Here is a 23228-nt window from a genome sequence, read left to right as displayed (position 1 = left end):
CTGCTTTGTTATAACCCTAATAAATGAAGGGGTTAAAAGCAAATAAAAACTCGTAAGTATGGGGATTAATTAGAACAATTAAACGAAGGAAAAATTGTTAAGCACGCATGCTTAAGAGCAAGTAATTACGCTACTTGCTCAGTGATATCTGCAATTTCGATCAGTTTGCGATTAAGAATTTTTTTACAACAACCGCAACACTTACCGCACTGGCTACCCACTTGCAGCTCTTTTGATAAATCGCGCATCGTCATAGCGCCATCATCAATTGTTTGTTCGATTTTTTTATCAGTCACACCATGACATAAACAGATATACATGAATGCAAACCACTCTCATTTCTCTTGATGGTCAGCATATTAATCTAAACGGTAATAGTTCGCAATAGTGTTATAGGCAATATTTGCATAACTTTTATACTGAAATTTCATAAATGGCACACAACTAAAAATTTTCCCTTATGATTTGGGCAGTTAGTTAAAGGCGAGTAAAGAAAAAATTTCTAACTTTTTTGAGGGGTGGTTAGTGTTGCAGTTGAAAGAAAAAGAGAGGATGGCTCAGATACAGAGCATTAGGCGATGAAAAAACAAAGAACCCAACATTTCAACAACTGGAAAAACACGCGCCTTGATTATGGGAAGAGCAACTCGTCCTTAGCTGCTTTTAAAAGTTCATCCCATCCCTCAGGTGGATGACCAGAATTTAACATCTTTTCGAATACTTTGTAGGCATCGGTTTTACTACCGTATGCACGTTTATTATTTTCATCATTGACCCATGCATAAACGATGATTTTTGACCCTAAATGATATCGAAAAAACAAACGGTATTGTTGGAAGAACTTTGCTCGAAACCAGTGCTTGTTATCATCACCTAATGTGCTTCCTTGGCGAAACTCAGGGCTGGTAGGATCATGCGGTATGAGTTCAAAGATTAACCGTTGAATAGCGGCTAATCGTTTCGTGGCATTTTTTTTAAGGTAGCCCTTTGGATCTTTATTCCGAAGAGCCTCAACTTGTGTTTTAAGGCTTATGTATTGCTCTTTAAACAATGGATGAGTGTAAAGTGTCTAACCATTTACGACCATTGGTATCGTTTTTTGCAAACTTACTCGTCCTCATCCAATAACGGAGCATCTAAATCGATTTCTACACCTTCAATCAACACATCAACGTTTTCTCGCATAATTGCTGATAACGGTTCTATTCTTTCAGGATGAGCCTGCATATCACGCGCTATGAATGATAAAAACTCGCCAAGTACAGGATCGCTTTCTTGCACTGCTGCACGCGAAATAACAACGCTGCCATCAGATTGAATCGTGTATTTAATTTTATCTTTTTTACCTAAGTGCAACGCCTTACGAACAGGGCTAGGCACCGTAGTTTGAAAACGGTCTGTCAATGTTGATTCAGTTTCTAAAACAACTTGTGCCATAACAACCTCTGTCTTTTATTTGCTTCATCAGCTTTGATTTTAGTACGAACGAACAGGCAATGAAAATGCATTACCTTTTTAAAATGAGCTAGAAAATACACAAGTTGCTTAATGCTGAAAGGGGGGACTTGTCTAGACACTCAGCTAGCTGAGTGTGCGCTCATTCCCTCACGACGTAACATGATACAAAGCACCTGCAAACTCTAATCGTAGTGGCCTAGCCATCCTTTCACGTATCAATCTTGGTTAGTTAATAACTAAAAATTAGGCTTCAATAATCTTAAAGGCAAAAAGAAAGACCTGAGCCTATTGGTTAAATTAGCAGATAAAAGAAAATCAGCTTCCGCTGGCTTTCGTTTGCTTGGCTTAGGTTGCTCCCAAGTTGAAGGGGCAACTTAACTAGAAGTTAATTACACTGTTTCCTTGCTGATCTGTTATTTATTATCCACAACTACAACACCTTCAACTTTTAAATAAACCAATACTGGTCCCTTTCTTCCAGCCTTTTCATATTGAAACTCAATTTCTTGCTCTTTGCTTATTAACTTCGAAACTTGAGAGCAATCAACATTCCACAATTTTGAAGTAAAGTTTATTGGAGATTCAAACTCCTTACTTACTACTCGTATATTTAATACGTTACTTGACCTCCAAATATCTTCACAAGATATGTCGGTCACTTTCCCTGTAGCAAGATAGTACTTCCTACCTTCTCCACAAGAGATAATAAAACAAACAAATAAAGCTATAGTAATTAATCGAATCAATTTCCTGAACCCCCCGTTGTGCAGCATTAACGCTATAAGCTGATAAGTATGCGTTTGCAGCGCTAGAGGCGCTAATAGTTTGGTTAACACTTAATGCTCTGAACATATTTGTTGTAGCACCAGCTCCAGTTAAAGCTCCGGGAACATTTACGCCAATAGCCGCAGCTTGCCTCGCAGTTTCTGCATCCATGCCAGCCCCCATGAAAGCTTTTTCGGTACCTCGCTGTACTGGATCATACCCAGTTGTTTGCTCCAGCATATCACTAGCTCCTACTGTTGCAGCAGTGGCGGCTAAGGCACATCCGGCCCCAGCAGTAAATGCACAAGTTCCCGCACCTGCTATTACGACAGTATTGACAGCAGTTCTAGCAGGGTCTTCAGCTAAAGAACTCATTGTATTAGATATACCGTTACCAATATCGCTCATTACCCCTTCTATTGAACTTCTAAGTTGAGCCGCTCCATCAGCAATACTTCTGAACCACTTAGCCAGTGGAGCATCAGGTGATTCAAACTTAGGGTGGTTGGCGTCATTATACGCTTTCATGAATGCAGCAGTTAAAGCACCGTTAGCAAACTTACCTCCTGTAACCTGAATAACTGTACCACCGACAACAGCAGCAACAACTCTTGCACCCGTATCCTTGAAGGCTGCATAAATCTTGCCTCCTGCCATACTTGATACGCCTGCGGCAGCAAAACCATGTCCAAACTTACCGCCAGAAAGGACGCTGCTTATTCCCCCAGCCATCCCTCGAATAAGCCCTTTTCCAAGTATATTTTGTATCCCGTTATTGGCAATTAACTCACCAGCACCGTAGAAAAGCGCCCCGCTAAATGCACCAACTAATGCCCCCTTTAGAGAGCCAGTTGCAACATAACCAGATAATGCACCACCTGCAATTGCCCAAGCTAACCCAGCTCCAGCAGTCATCACTGTAATGCCTATTTGAACAATCGTTTTCCAATACTTTTTCACAAACTTTTTGAGAGATTTAAAGAAATACCCACTCGGATCTGTATAGCTCATCGGGTTATTTAGAACATACGAATAACGGTTGTAGTTCTGGCTATTCATCGGAGCCTGAATATGTGGGTCAGCTTGAAGGAATCTCCCCAAGGTTGGATCGTAGATCCGACCGTTCATATGGATAATACCTAAATCCGATATTTCTTTGTGACCTGTATAACCTTTACTTTCCACGGGGCTTTGTTGATTCAACAAAGAAACTAATGATCTACTAGTATAGAACCGATTTTGTTTCCCCCACGCATCATAGTTTATGTGCTGAATAACACTGCCATTCGCGTCTGTTACCGTCACGGTAGAGCCTAGATGCTCCTTATGCGTATATAAAGTTTTACTTTGCTTAGCATCCGTACTGTCAATTACTACAGTATTCCCAACATAGTATTTGTGTTCAACATTTCCTGAAGGCAATGTTGAACGCTCATATAGCCCTTTGAGATATAATGTTTCCACACATGGGTCAGGTATTGCCTTTTGCCACTACCATACTCCATGCTTGAATTGTGCAGCTTGAAATAATCACCCAACTCTTTTCTTTGCTCGACAATTACCGCTAACTTACGCCTTGGTTTTGCTTTAGATTTCCCAAATAGGAGTAATATTTTATCGATTTAAATCCATTTTGGAGCTTGTGCTTGTTCCATCATAAAATGTCCTACACGTTGAGAACTTCTATTAAACCATTGCTTATAAACAACATTGGACTAGCTAAAAGGCAAAAAGAAAGACCTGACCATTTTAGTGACACTTTTTAGATGCTACGCTAGTAACGCTTTTTCATCAAAGTCTTGCTCATGTAATTTGACTACAAGCTTTTCAAGCAGGTCATCTTTTTCAGGGGCTACAGGCTGCGTTAATAGTAAAGAAGTAACATTGCCAAAACCAGGGTGCTCAAAATCAGGGTTCTTAAGGCCATGTTGTGCTCTTAACGTTAACAGCATAAGTGCAGCATAAGGCGTAAATTGCCAGTTCATATTATCGAACTCAAAAAACATCTTACTCGGTGGTGATGCAACCTGAGCGACTTGATCGTCACATAACTGATTTAGATAAGCGGTAACTTTTGTTAAGTCTGTACTATCCCAGTTATCTATAATAGATTGGTAAGCAAAATCATCTACGATCGGTTTTAGGGTATTGCCACCTTCTACCTTATCAAACAACAGGATAATAAAGTCACCTATATGACTTTTCGAACGGTTTATCCAATTTTTCATGTAACCATTTTGAAATAATTTATAAAATTGCTGCGCATAATCATACTGATGTGATAAAACAGCTGTAGCTAATTGAAATACACTTCCAGGTGATATCACTCTTTCATTATCTTCCCCGAAGCGAATAACACAGCGCTTTTGTCTTATATGAGCAATAGTTAGCTGATAATACCCATAGCTCAAATAATATCCCAACTGCTCGATATTGAGTACGCTACCCTTCACTAAACTAGCTTGTGCCTGCATTTCATAAAAATAACCTGGAATTGACAATTCAACATTAAGCTTTTCCCAAGGAGCAAAAGGTAAACTCTCATTAAAAAATTCTTCACCTTTTGTTTTGCCATGTTCTAAGTAAAAAGTAATTCTCGTTATATTTCTATCGTAGACATTTCTATACTTTTCTGGGTTTTTAATTGCTTGCTTACGCTTACGTAAAAATTTTTCTAATATTTTGTCCATTATTTACCAACTGGGGTCATTGAGGTTGTAGCTGTGTCAGCAAGCATCTAGGGGTCAGGTCTTGCTTTTTGCCACTACCATACTTCATGCTTGAATTGTGCAGCTTGAAATAATCACCCAACTCTTTTCTTTGCTCAACAAATACCGCGCACTTTAGCCTTGCTATCACTTTAGATTTGTCAAATTGAAGTAACACTTTGTCGATTTCAAGCCACTCTGGAGCTTGTGCTTGTCCATCGTAAAATGCCCAGCACGTTGATGACTTCTATTAAACCATTGCTGATATACAACTTTGGACTAGCTAAAAGGCAAAAATAAAGACCTGACCATTTAGTGACACTTTTTAGATGCTACGCTAGTAACGCTTTTTCATCAAAGCCTTGCTCATGTAATTTGACTACAAGCTGTTCAAGCACCTCATCTTTTTCAGGGGCTACAGGCTGCGTTAATAGTAAAGAAGTAACATTGCCAAAACCAGGGTGCTCAAAATCAGGGTTTTCAAATCCATGTTGTGCTCTTAGCGTTAGCAGCATAAGTGCAGCATAAGGTGTAAATTGCCAGTTCATATTATCGAACTCAAAAAACATCTTACTCGGTGGTGATGCAACCTGAGCGACTTGATCGTCACATAACTGATTTAGATAAGAGGTAACTTTTGTTAAGTCTGTACTATCCCAGTTATCTATAATATATTGGTAAGCAAAATCATCTACGATCGGTTTTAAAGTATTGTCACCTTTTACCTTATCAAACAGCAAGATAATAAAATCACCAATGTGACTTTTTGATCTATTCACCCAGTGCTTCATGTAACCTGCTTGATATAACGTATAAATTTGGCGAGCATATTCATTATTATGCAATATCACTGCAATACTTAGCTGAAATACAGATGTTGGTGATACCAACCTTAAAGGTTCACGACTAAAGCGATGCGTGAAGCGTTTTAGGTTATAGTTTTCTATCATAAGCAGGTGATATCCATAAGTTAAGCATATGCTTAACTTACCTAAATCAAGTAAGTTATCATCTACAAAACTAGCTTGTGCATCCATCTCATAATAATCACATGGAATTGACAACTCTGTATTTAATACCTCCCAGTTAAAGAAAGGCAATTTATCATTGCTAGGTATACCTCTTTTCGTTTCTCCTTGCTCAATATAAAAATTAAGCTCTCTTGTATTATTTATATAAACCTTTCTATACTTTTCAGGATTTTTTATCGCCAGCTTACGCTTACGTAAAAATTTTTCTAATATTTTGTCCATTATTTACCAACTGGAGTCATTGAGATTGTAGCAGTGTCAGCAAGCATCTAGGGATCAGGTCTTTCCTTTTGCAACAATCTTACTAACACGCGAATAGTGTAATTGAAATAGTCACCCAATTATTTTCCTTGCTCGACAAATAGCGCAAACTTACGCCTTGATGTTGCTTTAAATTTGCCAAATAGGGGTAACATTTTATCGATTTAAAGCCAATCTGTAACTTGTACTTGTCCATCATAAAATGCCCTACACGTTGAGAACTTCTATTAAACTATTGCTTATATACAATATTGGACTAGCGAAAAAGGAATACCTGACCCTATTGGTTTTATTATCGTTGATTAAGGTTCCATCTTTAAAAAACCTCAAACTCATACTAATACAAATCTTCACTATATTGAGCTTGGTTTGTTGTGGTCACATCCACAGTCCCCCAGCAATTGCTTGGATTATTACACGCCCATACGTTGCATTGGTTTGAATTTTCCCAACACCTTTCTAATAGCAGCAGTGATAAAACTATGTTCAAATTTGCCCCCCTTGTAGATCTGATAGAACGCCTCCAGCAGTTGTTTGCTTGAGTTAAAAAGATCACATCCTTGCTAACATTTACTTTCTTACGCTCAACTCAAAAATCAGGTTTTCATTTTCTTCTCTAAGGTAAGCAATTTTAACAACTCGCCCCTCTTGGATTGTATCTGAATCATGCTTTCTATTCGCAAAAAAGGAGTTTTCTGTTCCGTAATCATTGTACTTAAAGCGTACTCCATCAACAGTAAAAGCCTCTTCTCTACTATTTCTTTCAACAAGTTGAATATCTTCAATAGTTCCTTCAACTGTAGAATAATCTCCAGAATCTATGTCATTAGATTTTAATGCTAGACCATAAAATGACAGTGACTGCATTACAAAAAAGCCAAATACAAATAAGAAGCCAAACCAGAAGTTAACTTTCTTTTCAAACTGTAGTTTATTTTCGTACCAGTATTTTATTTTCGGGCAGCACAATATTAGTACAACAGAACAAATAAGTGAAAAATAAAACCCAAGCCTGGTGCCTGAAAAATCAGACTGAAAATAAAGTTCATACATTAACTAAATCTCCTATGGCTAATCTATGGGCCGAAGTTGCCGTATGAACCATGCTAGTTTCTTTTCCCCGAGCCAATATCGAACGAACACAAAATGGGTTCAGGTCTCTCTTTTTTACCTAAATTAAAGACTAAACTGAAGTGGTTATTATGATTTAGAAGGAAAATGTAGTTCGACCTCTTTGGATAGATAAAAGCTACTTACCATTATTCTTTATTTTTAAAGCTTAAATCATTATGACAAAAAGCATCTATTAAACCATCACTATCCGCTTTATTTATTTTTGCTTCTACTGAGAGAACTATAATAAGATAGTTATAGGTATACTTACCTTCATCAGTCATTCGATTAAGTTTATACCCAACCAAAAATTTATCGCCACCTCTGTAATCCAAAAGTGATATGCTGCAACTTGTTGTATAGCTAATCGAAAATACTAATGAAGCTTTAGCATCTTCGAATTCATCATAGCTCGAAAATAGAGGCACTGAGAAACTATCTATCACTCCAGTGTATTCATCAAAAGCTTTTTGTTTATCTAAAAATGAATCTACTTCAGAATTGACAATATTGATAAACTTTTCTACTGAAGGTTTAATATCATCGAATTCAATACTTGTGTTTCTATTCTTAAAGAAAGTCATATCCTCAGCAGTGTAACCATATACTAGGCATTTGTTTGCTGCAAAAATATCACCTCCGATTCGGCCTAACAGATAAGAGTCTTCACAATATTCAGATATAGGCTGTAACGCCATGCAAATGCCACTTTGGAATAAAAGGATAAAAATTAAATACTTCATAGTATCTCCACCATTTAACTTGAGTCTCTTCGATTAGCTCAGAAAAAAACTGTTACGTTTTTTGGCATAGTGCTTAACCATAATCCACGAAAGAAAAACAAGAACCGACTCCTAGCTCTGTTGAATTCCATTCAATTTTATTAAAAAAAACATAATGAAAAACATTACTGCAATTGCTATAGATGAGTATTTAATGGCTTTACAAGCCCACACTTTGTCTTCCCGATAGGATTCAACTTTGAACAGCTTAAAACCATGATAAATTGCACCTGTTCCGCCGTAGTAGTTTATGAAAAGCTCTTTTTTTGCGTATTTTGGAGCTAAGATAAACAAAACCATTACAAACAAAAATAAAACAGCCGAAAGTACCATCAAAATAATAAGAAAATAATCTATCATTTCACCAGTTCACATTTACATATTTATCAGTAACTTACTATACCAATAAAAAGCAAGTTATGCTCCAACCAAACTTAAACACAATCTGGTGTTTTTAGTTGATAGTAAAGCACTGCGTTTGCTATTTTACGTCTAATACTAAATCTGTAACCGAGGACACATGGAAGCGCCTACTTTTGAATTAACCCGTGATAACTTTAACTCAATCTTTTTTCAGACTTTCATAAAAACGAAAGTGCAACCTGAAATACCTATCATAAGATGCGCAGTGCCTTTACCGAAAGCACAGAAATTCAAGGCAAAATTAATTACTGCCGTTATTTTCATTATTGCATGTCACCTTGTTTGGAAAACACAATCCGGTGCAGGTGCAATTGCCGCTGTGGTCATTACTTATCTCAGTTATTTTTTAATTCAGATGTTTATTGCCAATAAGCGTTATTTCATCCATGAATCTCCCTTGTGCGAAATTAAAATAAACAAAGAAGAGGTTTACCTGCCTGCACTTTTATTCGATGACAGAAAAGCACGAACACTTAAAAGAGAAGATTTACTTAATGTTGAGGCCGTATGGAATTTTACACGCACCAAAAGCGGCTACGATATTAACGATCCACAACCTAGGCGTGCCTATCTATTTTCTGTTATTTTTAAAACTCGCTATGGTGATTCAATTCCTTTAAATGACTGGAGCTTAGAACATCCTGAGCTTTTCAAGACACTTGTTGAGTATGATTACCCAGTAACTATGATCAGAACAGCCAAACGCGGGTCACCAATAACAGTTCACATAAAATGGTTCTTCCTATTTACCTTTATATGTACTCTCATCTACTCACTTATAAAGTATGTAATTTAGCGGACTTATAAATATGCAATTGGCAAAGTAACTGCGAACAAGCGCTTTGCCTTAAACTTACGCTTTATTGTTAAACAGCATACCAGAGTGATTACTAGAAGTAGGAGCAAACAATGAGTTTATCATCGTAGAAACATTACTTTTTACGGCAAGCTGGACTGCATTTATTTCTTCATCAAGTTGTTTATTAAGCTCTAGTAACTCACTTTCTCGTTGTTCTGGAGCTAGGTCTTTATTGCTTTTTAAACTATTAATCTTATTTTGTAACTCCTTTATTTTTACTACTAGCTCTTGTTGTGTTTGTGATGTCTTTGGTTGAGCCTCAACTTCCGGTTCAGAATCAACGCCCGCTTCTTGTTGTTTAGAGCCTTGAAGGGTTGTTGCTCTTTCACTTGCAGGGTTTAGCTCATTTTTATTTTGCTGATCTAATAATGGCTCTTTTAGGAATGAAGATGTGTACGAAGTTAGCTGCATAGTTTTCCTATCGTTAATTTTTTGGCGTTTAGCTATAAACTTTTTAAAATCAAACTAGATGCACGATCCGTACCCATTTGAAACCCAAAAGCCATTATACGGCTAAATATGTAAAATCCTCTAAAGTTAGCGTTATTAAACTTTAACTTTTGAATCCTCATTTCAAATAAACCAGCACTAAAGAACTACTTTTTAACTTTTAAACAACCTTTTTTGATCTTTTTTTAAACACCGTCCGTACGCCTTATTGAAGTGGACACGTCGTAACGTCCGAACATACAAAGATATAAGGAACAACGATGAAATACATACTACTGGCTAGCAGCTTACTTTTTCTCACCGCGTGTAGCGATGATGATGACGATAATACCGAAGTTGTTACCCCACCCCCAGTTCAAGAATTCACTCCAAGTAAAACCTATTCTGTAACTTTAAGTGGCAAACAAGAAGTGCCAATGAATGACTCAATGCAAACAGCGACTGCAACGGTAGAGCTTGACGAAAGTTTAATGCAATTTCGTGCAACACTTGATGCAAGCTCAGTCGAAGGTTTTAGCGCAGCACACATCCATGACGGCGATTTGGGCGCTAATGGTGATGTTGCTTTTGCATTTGAAGCCACTACCGATGGTATGTATGAAGTCGCAATTACCGACCTTGATGAAAGTCTAATTGCTGATTTAATGGATGGCGATTGGTATATAAACCTTCATACAGAACAGTACGCAAACGGCGAGCTTCGTGCGCAAATTGTGCCAGATACAACGAGTATCATCACGTTTGTTTTAAATGGCGATCAGCAAGTGCCTATGAACGACAGTGACGCAATGGGTTATGGCTATGCATCTTATGATAGCGCCACGACAGAATTACGGCTTCGCGCGGTGACTATGGGTGTTGATGACGCTACAGCAGCTCATATCCACACGGGTAAATTAGGCTCAAATGGTGACGTATTCGTAACTTTAGAGCAAGACGACGAAGTCATGACTGACTGGGTTGTACCAGAAGGCACCATGATAGACAGCGACACTCTGGCAGTACTTTTAGACGGCGGTCACTATGTTAATGTTCATACGCCTGAATTTGCCGGTGGCGAAATTCGCGGCCAAATCTTAACAGACAACTATGCAGTTGCGACCTTTGACTTAAGTGGTAATCAAGAAGTGCCTATGGTCAGCACCATGGCTGATGGTGATGGTTATGCCCTTGTTGATACAACAGACTACAGCGTAGAGCTTACTGTTGTAACATCTGGCTTAGACGATGCAAGTGCTGCGCATATTCATACAGGTCGTATCGGTACTAATGGCGATGTATTAGTGGCACTTGAACAATCAATGGACGACAGTAATGTCTGGATGACACCAAGCAACACACAAATCAACGCGGATATTTTTGCAGTGCTGGCTTCTGGCGGTCACTATGTCAATGTTCATACACCTGCTAATGCTGGCGGCGAGCTTCGTGGGCAAATCCTAACCAGTAACTATGGTTTTACGAGCTTTAAACTAAGCGGTGAGCAAGAAGTTCCTGCTGTCGAATCTGATGCAAGTGGTGAAGGTTATGCATTAATTAACATGGATAACTATGGCTTAGAGTTATTAGTAAACACAATGGGTGTTGATGATGCGACAGGTGCACACATTCATACTGGCCGAATTGGCACCAATGGCGACGTTCTAGTAGCGCTTGAGCAATCAACAACTGACGCAGGCATGTGGATGACACCAGCAAATACCATGATCAACGCAGAGATATTTGAGGTACTTGCATCAGGAGGTCATTACGTTAACGTGCATACGCCTGCTAACACGGGTGGCGAAATTAGAGGTCAGATCCTAACAGACAACTATCAGCTCGTTACTTTCCCACTTAGCGGTATGCAAGAAGTTCCTGCGGTTGATACGATGGCATCAGGTAGTGGTTATGCATTAGTTAACATGGATAATTACCATCTAGAATTAAGAGCGTTAACCGAAGCTGTGAGTGATGCTACTGCTGCTCACATTCATACAGGTCGTATAGGCACCAATGGCGACGTACTTGCCGCGTTAGAGCAATCAAGCGATAACATGAACCTGTGGCAAACACCTGAAAACACCATGATTAATGCAGATATTTTTGCAGTACTTGCATCAGGTGGTCATTACGTTAATGTGCATACTCCTGCTAACCCAAGTGGCGAACTTCGCGGTCAAATCCTTACCGACAACTATGTGTTTGTCACCTTTCCGCTAAGTGGTGAACAAGAAGTACCTGCGGTCACAACGGATGCGTCTGGCGATGGTTATGCGCTAGTGAATACCAATGATTACAGTGTTGAGTTGCAAGTGCTTACATCAGGTGTAAGCGATGCAACTGCTGCCCATATTCATACCGGTGTAGCAGGTGAAAATGGCCCAGTGTTAGCTCCACTTGTACAAGACAGTGATGATATGAATCGCTGGATGAGTAGCACAGGCTTAATGATAGACGCCGATATCTTTTCAGTTTTAGTTTCAGGCGGTCATTATGTAAACATTCATACCCCTGCAAACCCAAGCGGTGAGATACGAGGCCAAATTCAATAAATATTAAATACAGAGGCCAACATACTTGGCCTCTTTTATGACCAAGCAAAAGAACATTACGCCATAAAAAGTTATACCCTTAACTTTATTGGTTAATGATATCTGACACTCTAATCCGCTCTGATTCACTTTTATCTTTATTTAAAACTGCGAGTGTTTCATTATCAATCCATCTAATATCGCCTAGTAAGCCATTAAACAGAAACTCATCTGGCTCAGCACTAAATAAACGTTTTGAAAACAGCACTTCCCCGATTTTATTTTTGATTTTTACAAAACAATCAAAGCTCGTAGATTCGTGATGGCACTCTAATTCTGCAATAAGTTTTCTGTTACGGTTATGCTTTTTTCGAAAGGTATAATGGTTAACAAAACTATCTCTCAAAACCGCTGCATATGCTTGATTAAACGGCTCTATTGGCCATTCATACATTACTGTTAATTTAACTAATGCTTGCTGCAACGTATCTAATAGGCATAGTTTCTTTTCATTCTCACCTAATCGATTAAACTCTATAAAATCAAAGGCTTGATAAAATTTAAGCACAGAACTACTTAACTCTGTGGTTCCATTACGTTTGTCCGATTCACTTAACTTAATAATTACTCGATAAATTCCGTTGGTCTCTATCTGACAAAAATACCGTTCATAATGGGCGTATACACTTCGAGAAAATAAGGTAAATTTTCTACATTCGGCTAGCTCTTGTTTAAAGGCCCACAGCTCAAATTCTTTTAATTTCATGTTTATTTTTAACGCTGCTTTATTAATAGTTCAATTAATCTCACAATAACATCCCTCAGCATCTGAGTTAATAAACAGGCTATTAAAACCCGCTCGTAAGTTTGCAATTACTAACTCAACAAAGCCATTCTGACTTGAACACGCGAGCCCTTTTGATAATGGCCCTGCATACACAAGCTGTTGATTTTCAGAAACAAGTACTGCGGCAGGTTGAGCGGGTAATATTGCAGCAACCGCAGATGTTGGTTTAAGTTTTATTACTTTAATACCTTGCTCTGCTGCATAGCTGCTAAGGCTTGCTATGTGCGGTTGTGAGCGCTCTGAGCATACACAGGTATTTTCATCAATAATGTACAAGGTATCTGTATGGGTGATGCCAAGTCCCATACTTTGTTGAAATGTAGTCAGCCAGTTAGCTGTGGCCAGCTTTTTATCTGGATCAAAGGTGCTTGCTTGTTGAGAATAAGCAAACACCAATGCTAATGCCACAGAGGCAACCCAAAGTAGAGTTGCCATTATCAGCCATTTGCTATTTGAATTTAGCAATACCTTGCTCCAGTACATCGATACTTACATCAATTAACTGTACGCGATCGGTGAGTTTTTCAATCATCAGATTATCGTTGGCTTGGTTAGCAATTAAGGCTTGTGAATTCTCGGCAATAGCACGCGTATTACCCGCTTGATTTTGCACTACATGTGCAACCGATTGTGAGCTACTTGCAGCAACATTCACCTGCTCTGTCATCTCGGTAATTTGCAGTTTCATCTGCGAACTAATGGCCGATAACTGCTCTATAAGCGCAACACTACCCTGCATCGACTTAGTTGATGATGCGCTGTTTTGCATCAAGCTTTCAAGCGTATTGGTTATTTTATCTGTGGTGTTTTTACTACGTGTTGCCAAGTTTCTCACTTCATCAGCCACCACTGCAAAGCCGCGACCTTGTTCTCCAGCACGGGCGGCTTCAATTGCAGCGTTTAGTGCAAGTAAGTTTGTTTGCTCAGCAATTGACGAAATCTCATTGAGTAATTCTGAGATATGCGAACATGCACTCACCAGCTGGCTAATATTTTGGTCAGCCTCTTGAAGGTTATTAGCAAGCTCCGCCGTTTTGCTGTCGGTATTCGCCACTTCATTGAGTGCCTCAGTGGCACTTAAATGGAGCTGCTCAAACTGTGTTTGTAGTTCATTACTTTCTTGTTCAACATGGGCAAAGCCTTCGGCGACACGTTCACCTGACTGCGCGATATCCGTCGATAACTGCTCACGATGAAGTGCTTGCTCATGTAACTCGTCGTGTACTTCAAGTAATTGTTTAGATTGATTTTTTAAAACACTACTTTGACTTTGAACATCACCGATCACACTTGACACAAAACCCAGTAAGCGGTTAAAGCCCGCCACGGCTTCACTGTGGGAGTCGTCTGCTCTTAAACTAATATTAATGCTGTTTTCGTCAGCCATTATCTGCTCAGTCGTTGTACTTAACGATAAGCCAGAACTGCGTTCGCGGTGAAGGGTTTTAGCAATGTAACCCGCTACAATTGCTTCAACAATGGCATACACAGCATGGATAAGTACGGTGCTAAAGTACAATCGGTCTGGGTCAAAAACATATAAGCCAACTTCGTTGATCTGTAAAAAATAAAAGCTCAAATGGTGAACGGCCACAAAAGCAAGTGCAGTTATAAACACGCGCCATTCAACAAACATGATCAATACGGCCATTAAAATGAAAATTTCAAAATGTACTTCAATGAGGCCGTAGCTTTGTTGGATGTGTAAAAACGAAAACATCATGCAACCGGCAGCAACAACGTGGGCTGTTAATTTGCTCGTTGGGTATTGATGGAGCATCCAAAGTGGTAAAGACAGCAATAATAAACCAGTTACTACACCCGTTATCAAGGTCGAATAGATAAAGCCTAAAACCAAAGACTCAACAAACAATAAAAGGAACAAATAAGTAAAAAGGCGGCGCACACTCGTCATAGATAAAGCCTTAATGATTAAATACTTTACAAAAATACAATTAATCGAGCCAATACGGTTCGAACCGCATCGTGGTTCACTTTATTAATTGCAATAATGCTCTAAATTGATCGGTCCCTGCTTTTTCTAGCCATTGAAATATCACACTTTCTGTACAGGTAATAATAGCACCTGCTGCCAATAGCTGCTTAATTGCTAACTCTTTGTGTTTTTCGTTGCGTGATGCAATGGCATCTTCAACCACAAACACCTGATAGCCATTAGCAATTAAGTCTAAACAGGTTTGCAGTACACACACATGCGACTCTGTACCCGTCACCACTATTTGCTTACGATTGAAGCCAGCTAATTGTTGGTTAAATTGCGCTTCTTGGCATGCGCTAAAATGTATTTTGTGATAGCAATTATTACCATTTATGAAGGGTAAAAGCTGTTCACTACTTTTACCTAACTTGGTTGGGTTTTGTTCAGTAAATAAATACGGAATGTCTAAAGCTTTAGCTGCATTTATCAACTTTTCGGTGTAATTAACAGCTTGGCCAAAGTCGCTTATGACAGGCTCAAGCCCTGCTTGAAGGTCAATAATTAATAACAAGGCATGATTCTTTTGACTTATAAATGAATGACGCATAACTTTCCCTTAGGTTGCCTATGGGCTATTTATAGCACAGCTAACACTATGTTGTACCTTAATTAAACATTTACTAATTTATCTTTTCAGCTGACTCAATAACATTCATAATTGTGCTATATTTTGTTAAAAATTATATGCAAATAATAATTTAGGGTTAATCAGTCGGTGCCTAAACTTTTTCTTTTGATATTCAATTTGCTGTTCTTCACGCTCACCTTTTCAGTGAATGCACAAAACTATGCTTTGCAAATGCAGCGGATCTCTACAGATGAAGGGTTAACCCAAGGTAGTGTTACTAAAATCGTGCAAGATGATTTAGGCTTTATTTGGGTAGGTACCTATCAAGGCTTGAACAGATATGACGGCTATCAAGTAGCCGCTTTTGCTGGCGAATATATGCTTGATCAACGACAGATCACTTTTATGACTAAAACCAGTGATGGCAAGATTTTTGTGAGTACTGAGTTTTCAGGTGCTTACTTCATAAACCCAAAAACACTCAGTGTCGAAAAAGTCTATTCAGGAAAACTAACCCCTGAAGATGTTTATTTTTCCCCTATTCTTGCACTCGAAGAAGATGACAGTCATTTCTTTTTCGCAATCAATCAGCACCTTTATTCTTACCATAAGCAAACCAAAAAGTTTTTGCATGAGTTTTCAATCGATAAGCAAGATGACTTTATTCGTGCTTTAGCTCTGCATGATAATTTTTTATACATTGGAACAACCGCAGGACTTTTTTCAAAAAACTTAGTGGATGATCATGTTTCTCGTATTGAGCTTGCTGATGAAAATAAATTAAATAACGATAATAAAAACGCAAAATTTTTGCATCTGGATCCTCAATTAGGTCTGTTAGTTGGTACAGTCGAAGGAATGTACAACATTCCATTTAATGCAGATAAACTTCTCGCAGTAGATAAAACCACACTATTGGTTCCTGAATTAAATATTTGGGATTTCGCATCTAGTAAATTTGGTGAGTATATTGTCACTGAAAAAGGCTTATTCGAATTTAATAGGGAAACTCTATCCGCCGAATTTATTTTGAGCTATGAGCAAAGTAAATTTTTAATGACCGACAATACAATTGTCGACGTGATGATTGATAAAACAGGATTGCTATGGCTTGCATCTCGTTCGCAGGGAGTTTTTACATGGTCCACCTTAGCAAGGCGTTTTAAGCATATCGAATCAACGTCTACTTCTGGTAATGTCAACAATAGTGTTTGGGCGGTATTGCAAGACAGCGAAAACATTATTTGGTTCGGCACCGAAAATGGCATGCTGAAGTATAACCAATTAACAAACTCCATCAGCCCTTACCTAGTTAATGACGATATAAAAGCCTTTCATGGAGAACATGCTGTATATGGCATTGCACAGGCAGAAATAGAACCATCTGAACGCTTTCTGTGGCTTATGAAGTACAGAGGCTTAGCGCTCTTTGATAAGATCAGCGGTGATTTAGTGCCTTTAAAAGGCAGTAAAGAAGTGATTAATATATTAGAAAATGAGCCAAGTTGGGGCTTTCATACTTTAGGTTCAGATCAATTTGCATTTATTACTCAAGAAAACTTTTATCGCTACAATGGTAAAACAGGTGAATTACGAACTATTAAGGGACTAAAAGAACAAGTCGATATTATCAATGCGCACTCTTTTTTAAAGCCGCTCTCGAGTCACCCTAACGACTATTTGTTAAGTATGTCTGGCCATTTGTATCGTTATAATGAGCAAACTGAAAAATTGACACTTGTTTATCAAGTCGAAAACTTCAATCCACTCACATTTTCTGTGATTGATGATTGGGTTATTGACCACAATGATACACTTTGGCTGGCTTCATCTAACGAAGGGTTAATTGCTGTTGACTCTCACTCCTACGCTATTAAACATCGCTTAGGCACTCAATCTGGTCTCAATGCAAAATCAGTGTATGGCTTACAAATCGACCGCTTTGGTTTTTTATGGGCTAGTTCGCAAAATGGCCTGTATAGAATTGATTTAAGTTCAAGAAGTATCAATTCGTATTTTATCCGTGATGGCCTTTCAGCTAATGAGTTTAATGTTGATGCCGATGCAACGCTAGACAATGGCCAAATTGGCTTTGGTTCGACAAGGGGCTTATTGTTAATCGCACCTGAAGACTTTTTAACTTCACCAACAGAATTAGATGCGATAAATACTGAAATTACTCATGTTTCTTTGCTCTCTCGCGAGCTGAACTATCATCCATACAAATATATCAATAACCCTCTTCAAATGACTGCTGAAGACATCGGTCTTGAGGTTAGCTTTTCTAACTTTGATACTATCAATAAGGATAAAACAACTTATAAAGTTACTTTAGAGGGACCAACGTCATTAAATTACGACAAATTAACCACTAACAAAGTATTTTTTACCAAGCTACCTCCCGGACAATATATCTTGTCTGTTGCTTCTAACTCCGAAAGCTCCAAAGTCAGTTCAGCAACAAGACAACTACAGTTTAATATTGCCTATGCACCTTGGTCTTCACCAGTTGCGATAACAGGTTATGTGCTGCTCATTTTTGCCATACTCTTTTTCTTTTTTTGGCAATACAGAGCACGTCAACAAGTACTGAATAAAGCGCATGCTGATGTTGTTAAATCGCAACAACAAACTGAATTAGCACTGAGCAGTAACAAAAGTGGGGTATGGGAAGCCAATTTAAGCCAGCAAACGCTTTTAAATAATCGCTTTGTGACAGAGCTGGGTTACCACAAGAGTAACGAGAGTTTAGCCCTCATTGAGTTCCTTGATTTTATTCATCCAGCAGACCGTAGTGCCTACTTAAACCATTGGAATGCCTTTGCAAAACAATCAAATCAAGAACAATGGAATATCACCTACCGTTTAAATCATCAAAATGGTAAGTGGTTATGGTATCAGGACATTGGCCGTGTCGTCGAAGTTGATGAAGCAAATAAGCCAATAAAAGTAACAGGTATCTATACCAACATTACCGAACAAAGAGCAAATGCACTACAAGCAAGTGTGCTCGGTGAAGCTTTCAGCCAGATAAATGACTGGCTTTTAATTTTAGACAGCCAGTTAAAACCATTTTCAGCAAATACAAGCTTCAGTGATACATTTGCTATTACAGGCAATATAACTGATCTAACAATTAAGGACTTTGTTCGCACAATAGGTAGGGCTCAGTTCTTAAGATACATCAATGTGTTAAAAACATTAAAACCAAAACAAAACTGGAAAACAGAAGCTTATATACACACTCAAAAAAATCCATCCCACCCTGTTCATATCAGTGTTACTGCAGTTGCGAAAGATAATCAAGCGATTAGTCATTATGTGATTGTTATTTCAGATCTTACAGAACAAAAGCGTGCTGAAGATGAGTTACGTTATTTAGCGAATTACGATCCATTAACGGGCTTACCAAATCGTTCATTAATGCATTCAAAAATCAATAATTGTATAAATCATTCTAAAAAGCATAACAAGTTAGCAGCCTTGTTATTTATTGATTTAGATAAATTTAAGCCAGTGAATGACTCTTTTGGCCATGCTGTTGGTGACCAATTGCTGTGCAATATTACGCAACGTGTAAGTTTACTTTTACCTAATAATGCAACGGTTGGTAGACAAAGTGGCGATGAGTTTTTAGTGTTAGTCAAAGATCTTCATTCGCCTCAAACGTTGAGCGAATTAGTTAAGCAACTTACACAAGAATTAGCAAATAAAGTCATTATTGACGATTTTTCTATCAATATTTCAGCCAGTATTGGGGTTGCACTCTATCCTTTTGATGCTAAAACAGCTGATGAGTTAATACGCAATTCTGATATTGCCATGATGCATGCCAAACAATCTGGGCGGAATAATTTCAAATACTTTACCGAGCAGATGAATAACCAGCTCACTAAAAAGTTATTACTCGAAAATGCGTTAAAAGATGCCTTTAAAGATGATGAGCTTTTTAATAATTATCAGCCAATTGTTAATGCTAAAACGAAGCAAATTAATGGTGTTGAATTATTAATGCGCTGGAAGACAGAACAAGGTTTTATTTCACCTGCTGAGTTTATCCCTATTGCAGAAGAAATTGGTTTAATCGATGTACTTACAGAACAGGCTTTAAATCGAGCTTTAACAGAATTGCAGCCAATTTTAAGATCAAACCCTCGTTTTTACCTTTCTTTAAATGTATCGCCAACGCACATATTAAAGGCGAACTTAACCGAAAGACTCTTGTTGATCCTGAATAATTTTCGCATTAAGCCTGCGCAATTGCGCTTAGAGATTACTGAAAACACCTTACTAGAAGACAAAGATAAAGCCTCAAAGCAACTACGAAAGTTAAAAAATGCGGGTTTTAAACTATTACTTGATGACTTTGGTACCGGATATTCTTCACTGACTTACCTCAGTCAGTTTCCAATTGACGTCATTAAAATAGACCAGAGTTTTGTGCGCAATATTGGGCATGATCGAAGTAACGAATCAATTATCAAAACAATCCATGCGTTATCCGCTAATTTAGGCCTTTATTGTATTGCCGAAGGCGTTGAAACTACTGAGCAAATTAAATTTTTACAACACATGGGCTGTGATGACTTTCAAGGTTACTACTTTGCAAAACCTATGCTTTCTGAAGACCTACTTGCAGATCAAAACTTGCAATCTATTGTTGCTCGTTTAAAAGAGCTTTAAGCCATTTGTTTAAACACGCATATAATTGGTCTTTATTAATTGGCTTTGAGATAAAGTCATCCATGCCAGCAACAAGGCAACGCTGCTGATCCTCTTCAAATGCATTCGCAGTAATGGCAATGATTATAGCCTGACCATACAAGTGCGGGTTCTGTTTTATTTCTTTTGTACATTGATAGCCATCCATATTTGGCATTTGGCAGTCCATAAGGATAATATCAGCTTGATAACTCTGCAGTATCTCAAGTGCTTCAAGGCCGTCATTTGCTTGTTTGAGATTACACTGAGTGGAATGCAGCATCTTTTTCAATACAATTTGATTAACAGGGTTATCTTCAACTAGTAAGATATTCAAACCTGCTAATTGGGGCGTCGCAGTGCTTTGGTTATCCACTGAGGCTGAATTACTAATAATTACAGGCATCGTGATGGTGAACTCACTACCAACGCCTTCTTGACTTGTTAGCTTAAGCTCCCCTGCCATTAACTCAATAATTCGCTTACTAATGGTTAGCCCAAGTCCCGTTCCGCCATATTTACGTGTGGTAGAAATGTCGGCTTGAGTAAACTCGGTAAACAGTTTTGCCTGCTGCTCACTTGAAATCCCGATGCCTGTATCACGAATGCTGATCTGCATTCGGTCATTAACCATAGTACAGCTCATGGTAATGTCGCCCGACTCTGTGAACTTGCCGGCATTACTCAAGATATTATTTATAACTTGGCTAAACCTTAAAGGATCTAAACTGATACAACTTGGTACAGAGTCACTAATGTTAAGCTTAAATGTCACCCCTTTTTTTACGCTTGTACTACTGAACACCTTGGCAATTTGTTCAAGTAACTTAGTTATTTCAACTGCACGATACTCTAACTTTAAAGCACCCGCCTCTATTTTGGAGAAATCTAAAATATCATTTAAAATCAGCAGTAAGTTATTCGCACTTTGATGGATCATCACTAATTCTTCGTGTTCTTCTTCTGCTAAATCTTTATTATCTAGTAACAGCTGAGTCATCCCTAAAATACCATTTAGCGGAGTTCGAATTTCGTGACTCATATTAGCCAAAAACTGAGATTTAGTGCGGTTAGCATTATTTGCAGCCTTTACTGCTTCAACCAACTCATTGGTTTTATCATCAACCTGTTTTTCTAGTTGTGCATTAAAGTCTTTCAGTCTTACGTTTAGTAATTCATTTTCGTGGTTCGCTTGATGTAGACGATTGAAGCTCAGTGCGAGCTTATTCGCAAGGCTCGAAAATTGTGATTGCAAGCGGCTCACTTCTAACCAAGTTTGCGGTAAATACGTGTCAGTATCAGCATTTTCTGGCTCAAATTTATCAACTTGTTCAGCAAGTTTGCGTATCGGTGTTGTAAGCCAACGACTTAGTTGAGTGATAAAAACGCTTGTCAGTAAAATAATAAAAATGATCATAACCAATGATTGTCCCCATGCATTTACAGCGACATCATTCGCATGTTTTCGGTTTAGCATGGTCATAACCATCCAATTATGGTCAGCTAAGCGCGCTTGCTTAGCATAATATTGCTGCTCATTTTGTGCATCAAATATGATAAAACGCTCTTCATTCGCAAATGAATCAATCTCTTCATTGCTTAGTTGTTGCATCTCTTTGAAATCATCGATGGTGCTAAACACAACTTTATTAGCCGCATCGAGTATTAGTAAATCACCTTGATGACTAAATAAACTTGGACGTAAACTAGCAAAGTAATCAAACATCAGCGAGCCTTCGACCACGCCAGTAAACGTATCCTCAATATAAATAGGCGCTGAAACCGCAACAATGGGCAGAGAACCAAAACCACGCCCTTTAAAAATAGTCGAGATATAACCCTGCTTATTGGACGGTGCATGAATAAAGTAATCACGATCTGAAACATTTGCGCGAATGTTTGACTGCTGCAAACTTACAGCTAATGATTGGGGGTAAAAATGAGTAACATCTGCAAAAGCATCAGTGATGATTTGAGTTCTAAAATCTGGATACAGATTAGCCATATTCTCAAGTGCAACCTGTTTGGGTAGCCCATGAGCAATACTTTTTGCGGTTAGAACCACTCCTTTTTTATGGTGCTCTAAATGCGAATCGATAACTCGCGCTATTTCATTCGCTTTTTCATTAAGTTGAGCGTTAACCTCATACTCTATGCGAGCATAGTGATTGTTAGTCAAAACAATTGAAGTGAGTATTACCACTAAAATGACTAACAAGCTAACCACGTAATTAAGTATTTTATCCAAAGAGGAATAATATTTGTGCCAAGAGTATCGACTAAAGAAAAAGCTCAATAAATCTATTACAGACAAGTAAATAACTGCATTTAAACAGTACTTAGCCAATGCTATCAACAGAGTGAGTGTGGGTAATGCTAAAAAATAGTGCCCAAATACCCAAAGAATGGGTGAACCTATAACAAACCAAAAAAGCATCCCTCTCAAAAAGACAGGACGCGCCTTAGACAGGCAATATAATTGTAAAAATATAAGCTCTAAGGCAAAAACAATGGATGGCCAAGCATGGCCCCAGCGATAAAATATGAAGCCAGTACTAATGATAAAGGTGATAATTGCATAGCGCCAACCGAGTAAAAGCAGGCTTAAAATGACAAAAAATTGCCCAAGCAGAAACTCAGAGCTATCCAAAAAAAATACTGGCAATAAATTAACTAGACCTGCAATGCAACCAAGCAACAGCGCAGCTAAAAAGTTAATATAAAATGGCTTATATTGAAGCAAAAAAGGC

The 23228-nt window shown here is 38.3% G+C and carries 17 protein-coding genes and 1 pseudogene; 3 read left to right on the top strand and 15 right to left on the bottom strand.

Annotated elements, in window-relative coordinates:
• Positions 1–125 precede the first annotated feature (125 nt).
• From L1266_RS08150 to L1266_RS08110, 9 genes and pseudogenes are all read right to left on the bottom strand, one after another.
• Positions 126–320 carry a (2Fe-2S)-binding protein gene (locus tag L1266_RS08150; protein ID WP_054554573.1) on the bottom strand — a complete coding sequence of 65 codons (195 nt, stop codon included), beginning with the start codon at positions 318–320 and terminating at the stop codon, positions 126–128.
• Between the two features lie 311 nt (positions 321–631).
• Positions 632–1087 (bottom strand): annotated as a pseudogene (locus L1266_RS08145) (type II toxin-antitoxin system YhaV family toxin).
• Positions 1088–1107: 20 nt separating this feature from the next.
• Positions 1108–1437, bottom strand: a complete 330-nt coding sequence (locus tag L1266_RS08140) for a type II toxin-antitoxin system PrlF family antitoxin (protein ID WP_138599422.1) — start codon at positions 1435–1437, stop codon at positions 1108–1110.
• A gap of 705 nt (positions 1438–2142) precedes the next feature.
• The gene (locus L1266_RS08135) at positions 2143–3687 is read right to left on the bottom strand and encodes an RHS repeat domain-containing protein (RefSeq protein WP_235377266.1); all 1545 of its coding nucleotides are present in this window, start codon (positions 3685–3687) and stop codon (positions 2143–2145) included.
• Between the two features lie 305 nt (positions 3688–3992).
• Positions 3993–4913: a hypothetical protein gene (locus L1266_RS08130; RefSeq protein ID WP_235377265.1), complete on the bottom strand. Its 921-nt coding sequence runs from the start codon at positions 4911–4913 to the stop codon at positions 3993–3995.
• A 350-nt stretch (positions 4914–5263) separates the two neighbouring features.
• Positions 5264–6184 (bottom strand): hypothetical protein, encoded by a 921-nt coding sequence (locus tag L1266_RS08125; protein ID WP_235377264.1) that lies wholly within the window; start codon positions 6182–6184, stop codon positions 5264–5266.
• Positions 6185–6793: 609 nt separating this feature from the next.
• Positions 6794–7276 carry a hypothetical protein gene (locus L1266_RS08120; protein ID WP_235377263.1) on the bottom strand — a complete coding sequence of 161 codons (483 nt, stop codon included), beginning with the start codon at positions 7274–7276 and terminating at the stop codon, positions 6794–6796.
• A 206-nt stretch (positions 7277–7482) separates the two neighbouring features.
• Positions 7483–8079 (bottom strand): hypothetical protein, encoded by a 597-nt coding sequence (locus L1266_RS08115; RefSeq protein WP_166340758.1) that lies wholly within the window; start codon positions 8077–8079, stop codon positions 7483–7485.
• Between the two features lie 111 nt (positions 8080–8190).
• Complete coding sequence (locus tag L1266_RS08110) at positions 8191–8478, bottom strand: hypothetical protein (protein ID WP_235377262.1); 288 nt, start codon at positions 8476–8478, stop codon at positions 8191–8193.
• A gap of 160 nt (positions 8479–8638) precedes the next feature.
• On the opposite strand from L1266_RS08110, the gene L1266_RS08105 reads away from it, so the two are divergent.
• The gene (locus L1266_RS08105; protein ID WP_054554583.1) at positions 8639–9337 is read left to right on the top strand and encodes a hypothetical protein; all 699 of its coding nucleotides are present in this window, start codon (positions 8639–8641) and stop codon (positions 9335–9337) included.
• A gap of 57 nt (positions 9338–9394) precedes the next feature.
• Here the strand turns inward: L1266_RS08105 and L1266_RS08100 are convergent, their stop codons facing one another.
• Positions 9395–9811: a hypothetical protein gene (locus L1266_RS08100; protein WP_194441341.1), complete on the bottom strand. Its 417-nt coding sequence runs from the start codon at positions 9809–9811 to the stop codon at positions 9395–9397.
• 299 nt (positions 9812–10110) lie between these two features.
• Here L1266_RS08100 and L1266_RS08095 point away from each other — a divergent pair, with 299 nt between their 5' ends.
• A complete protein-coding gene (locus L1266_RS08095; protein WP_235377261.1) occupies positions 10111–12384 on the top strand; it encodes a CHRD domain-containing protein in 2274 nt (757 codons plus the stop codon).
• A gap of 85 nt (positions 12385–12469) precedes the next feature.
• Here L1266_RS08095 and L1266_RS08090 read toward each other — a convergent pair whose 3' ends face one another.
• The 4 genes from L1266_RS08090 to L1266_RS08075 all read right to left on the bottom strand — a co-directional run bounded on the left by L1266_RS08090 (position 12470) and on the right by L1266_RS08075 (position 15756).
• On the bottom strand, positions 12470–13129 hold the full coding sequence (locus tag L1266_RS08090; RefSeq protein WP_235377260.1) for a hypothetical protein: 660 nt from the start codon (positions 13127–13129) through the stop codon (positions 12470–12472).
• Positions 13130–13159: 30 nt separating this feature from the next.
• A complete protein-coding gene (locus L1266_RS08085) occupies positions 13160–13645 on the bottom strand; it encodes a DUF6436 domain-containing protein (RefSeq protein ID WP_235377259.1) in 486 nt (161 codons plus the stop codon).
• Between the two features lie 13 nt (positions 13646–13658).
• Positions 13659–15125 (bottom strand): methyl-accepting chemotaxis protein, encoded by a 1467-nt coding sequence (locus L1266_RS08080; protein WP_235373156.1) that lies wholly within the window; start codon positions 15123–15125, stop codon positions 13659–13661.
• 76 nt (positions 15126–15201) lie between these two features.
• Entirely contained in the window at positions 15202–15756 is a 555-nt protein-coding gene (locus L1266_RS08075) for an isochorismatase family protein (protein ID WP_054554587.1), read from the bottom strand.
• 252 nt (positions 15757–16008) lie between these two features.
• On the opposite strand from L1266_RS08075, the gene L1266_RS08070 reads away from it, so the two are divergent.
• Positions 16009–20460, top strand: coding sequence for an EAL domain-containing protein (locus tag L1266_RS08070; RefSeq protein WP_235377258.1), 4452 nt, complete (start codon positions 16009–16011; stop codon positions 20458–20460).
• On the opposite strand, the gene L1266_RS08065 is transcribed toward L1266_RS08070, so the two are convergent.
• On the bottom strand, positions 20432–22705 hold the full coding sequence (locus tag L1266_RS08065) for a response regulator (protein WP_235377349.1): 2274 nt from the start codon (positions 22703–22705) through the stop codon (positions 20432–20434). The genes L1266_RS08070 and L1266_RS08065 overlap by 29 nt on opposite strands.
• Between the last annotated feature and the right edge of the window lie 523 nt (positions 22706–23228).

The sequence above is a fragment of the Pseudoalteromonas sp. Cn5-37 genome, assembly GCF_021532495.1.
In the GTDB taxonomy this organism is placed as follows: Bacteria; Pseudomonadota; Gammaproteobacteria; order Enterobacterales; family Alteromonadaceae; genus Pseudoalteromonas; species Pseudoalteromonas simplex.
The sequence above is the reverse complement of the archived record's forward strand: the minus strand, read 5'-3'. Positions and strand labels throughout refer to the sequence as shown.

Coding starts and splice junctions, on each gene's coding strand:
- L1266_RS08125 (WP_235377264.1), bottom strand. CDS start 6,184: ATGGACAAAATATTAGAAAAATTTTTACGTAAGCGTAAGCTGGCGATA.
- L1266_RS08100 (WP_194441341.1), bottom strand. CDS start 9,811: ATGCAGCTAACTTCGTACACATCTTCATTCCTAAAAGAGCCATTATTA.
- L1266_RS08090 (WP_235377260.1), bottom strand. CDS start 13,129: ATGAAATTAAAAGAATTTGAGCTGTGGGCCTTTAAACAAGAGCTAGCC.
- L1266_RS08105 (WP_054554583.1), top strand. CDS start 8,639: ATGGAAGCGCCTACTTTTGAATTAACCCGTGATAACTTTAACTCAATC.
- L1266_RS08130 (WP_235377265.1), bottom strand. CDS start 4,913: ATGGACAAAATATTAGAAAAATTTTTACGTAAGCGTAAGCAAGCAATT.
- L1266_RS08075 (WP_054554587.1), bottom strand. CDS start 15,756: ATGCGTCATTCATTTATAAGTCAAAAGAATCATGCCTTGTTATTAATT.
- L1266_RS08085 (WP_235377259.1), bottom strand. CDS start 13,645: ATGGCAACTCTACTTTGGGTTGCCTCTGTGGCATTAGCATTGGTGTTT.
- L1266_RS08110 (WP_235377262.1), bottom strand. CDS start 8,478: ATGATAGATTATTTTCTTATTATTTTGATGGTACTTTCGGCTGTTTTA.
- L1266_RS08095 (WP_235377261.1), top strand. CDS start 10,111: ATGAAATACATACTACTGGCTAGCAGCTTACTTTTTCTCACCGCGTGT.
- L1266_RS08120 (WP_235377263.1), bottom strand. CDS start 7,276: ATGTATGAACTTTATTTTCAGTCTGATTTTTCAGGCACCAGGCTTGGG.
- L1266_RS08115 (WP_166340758.1), bottom strand. CDS start 8,079: ATGAAGTATTTAATTTTTATCCTTTTATTCCAAAGTGGCATTTGCATG.
- L1266_RS08140 (WP_138599422.1), bottom strand. CDS start 1,437: ATGGCACAAGTTGTTTTAGAAACTGAATCAACATTGACAGACCGTTTT.
- L1266_RS08150 (WP_054554573.1), bottom strand. CDS start 320: ATGTATATCTGTTTATGTCATGGTGTGACTGATAAAAAAATCGAACAA.
- L1266_RS08080 (WP_235373156.1), bottom strand. CDS start 15,125: ATGACGAGTGTGCGCCGCCTTTTTACTTATTTGTTCCTTTTATTGTTT.
- L1266_RS08070 (WP_235377258.1), top strand. CDS start 16,009: ATGCAGCGGATCTCTACAGATGAAGGGTTAACCCAAGGTAGTGTTACT.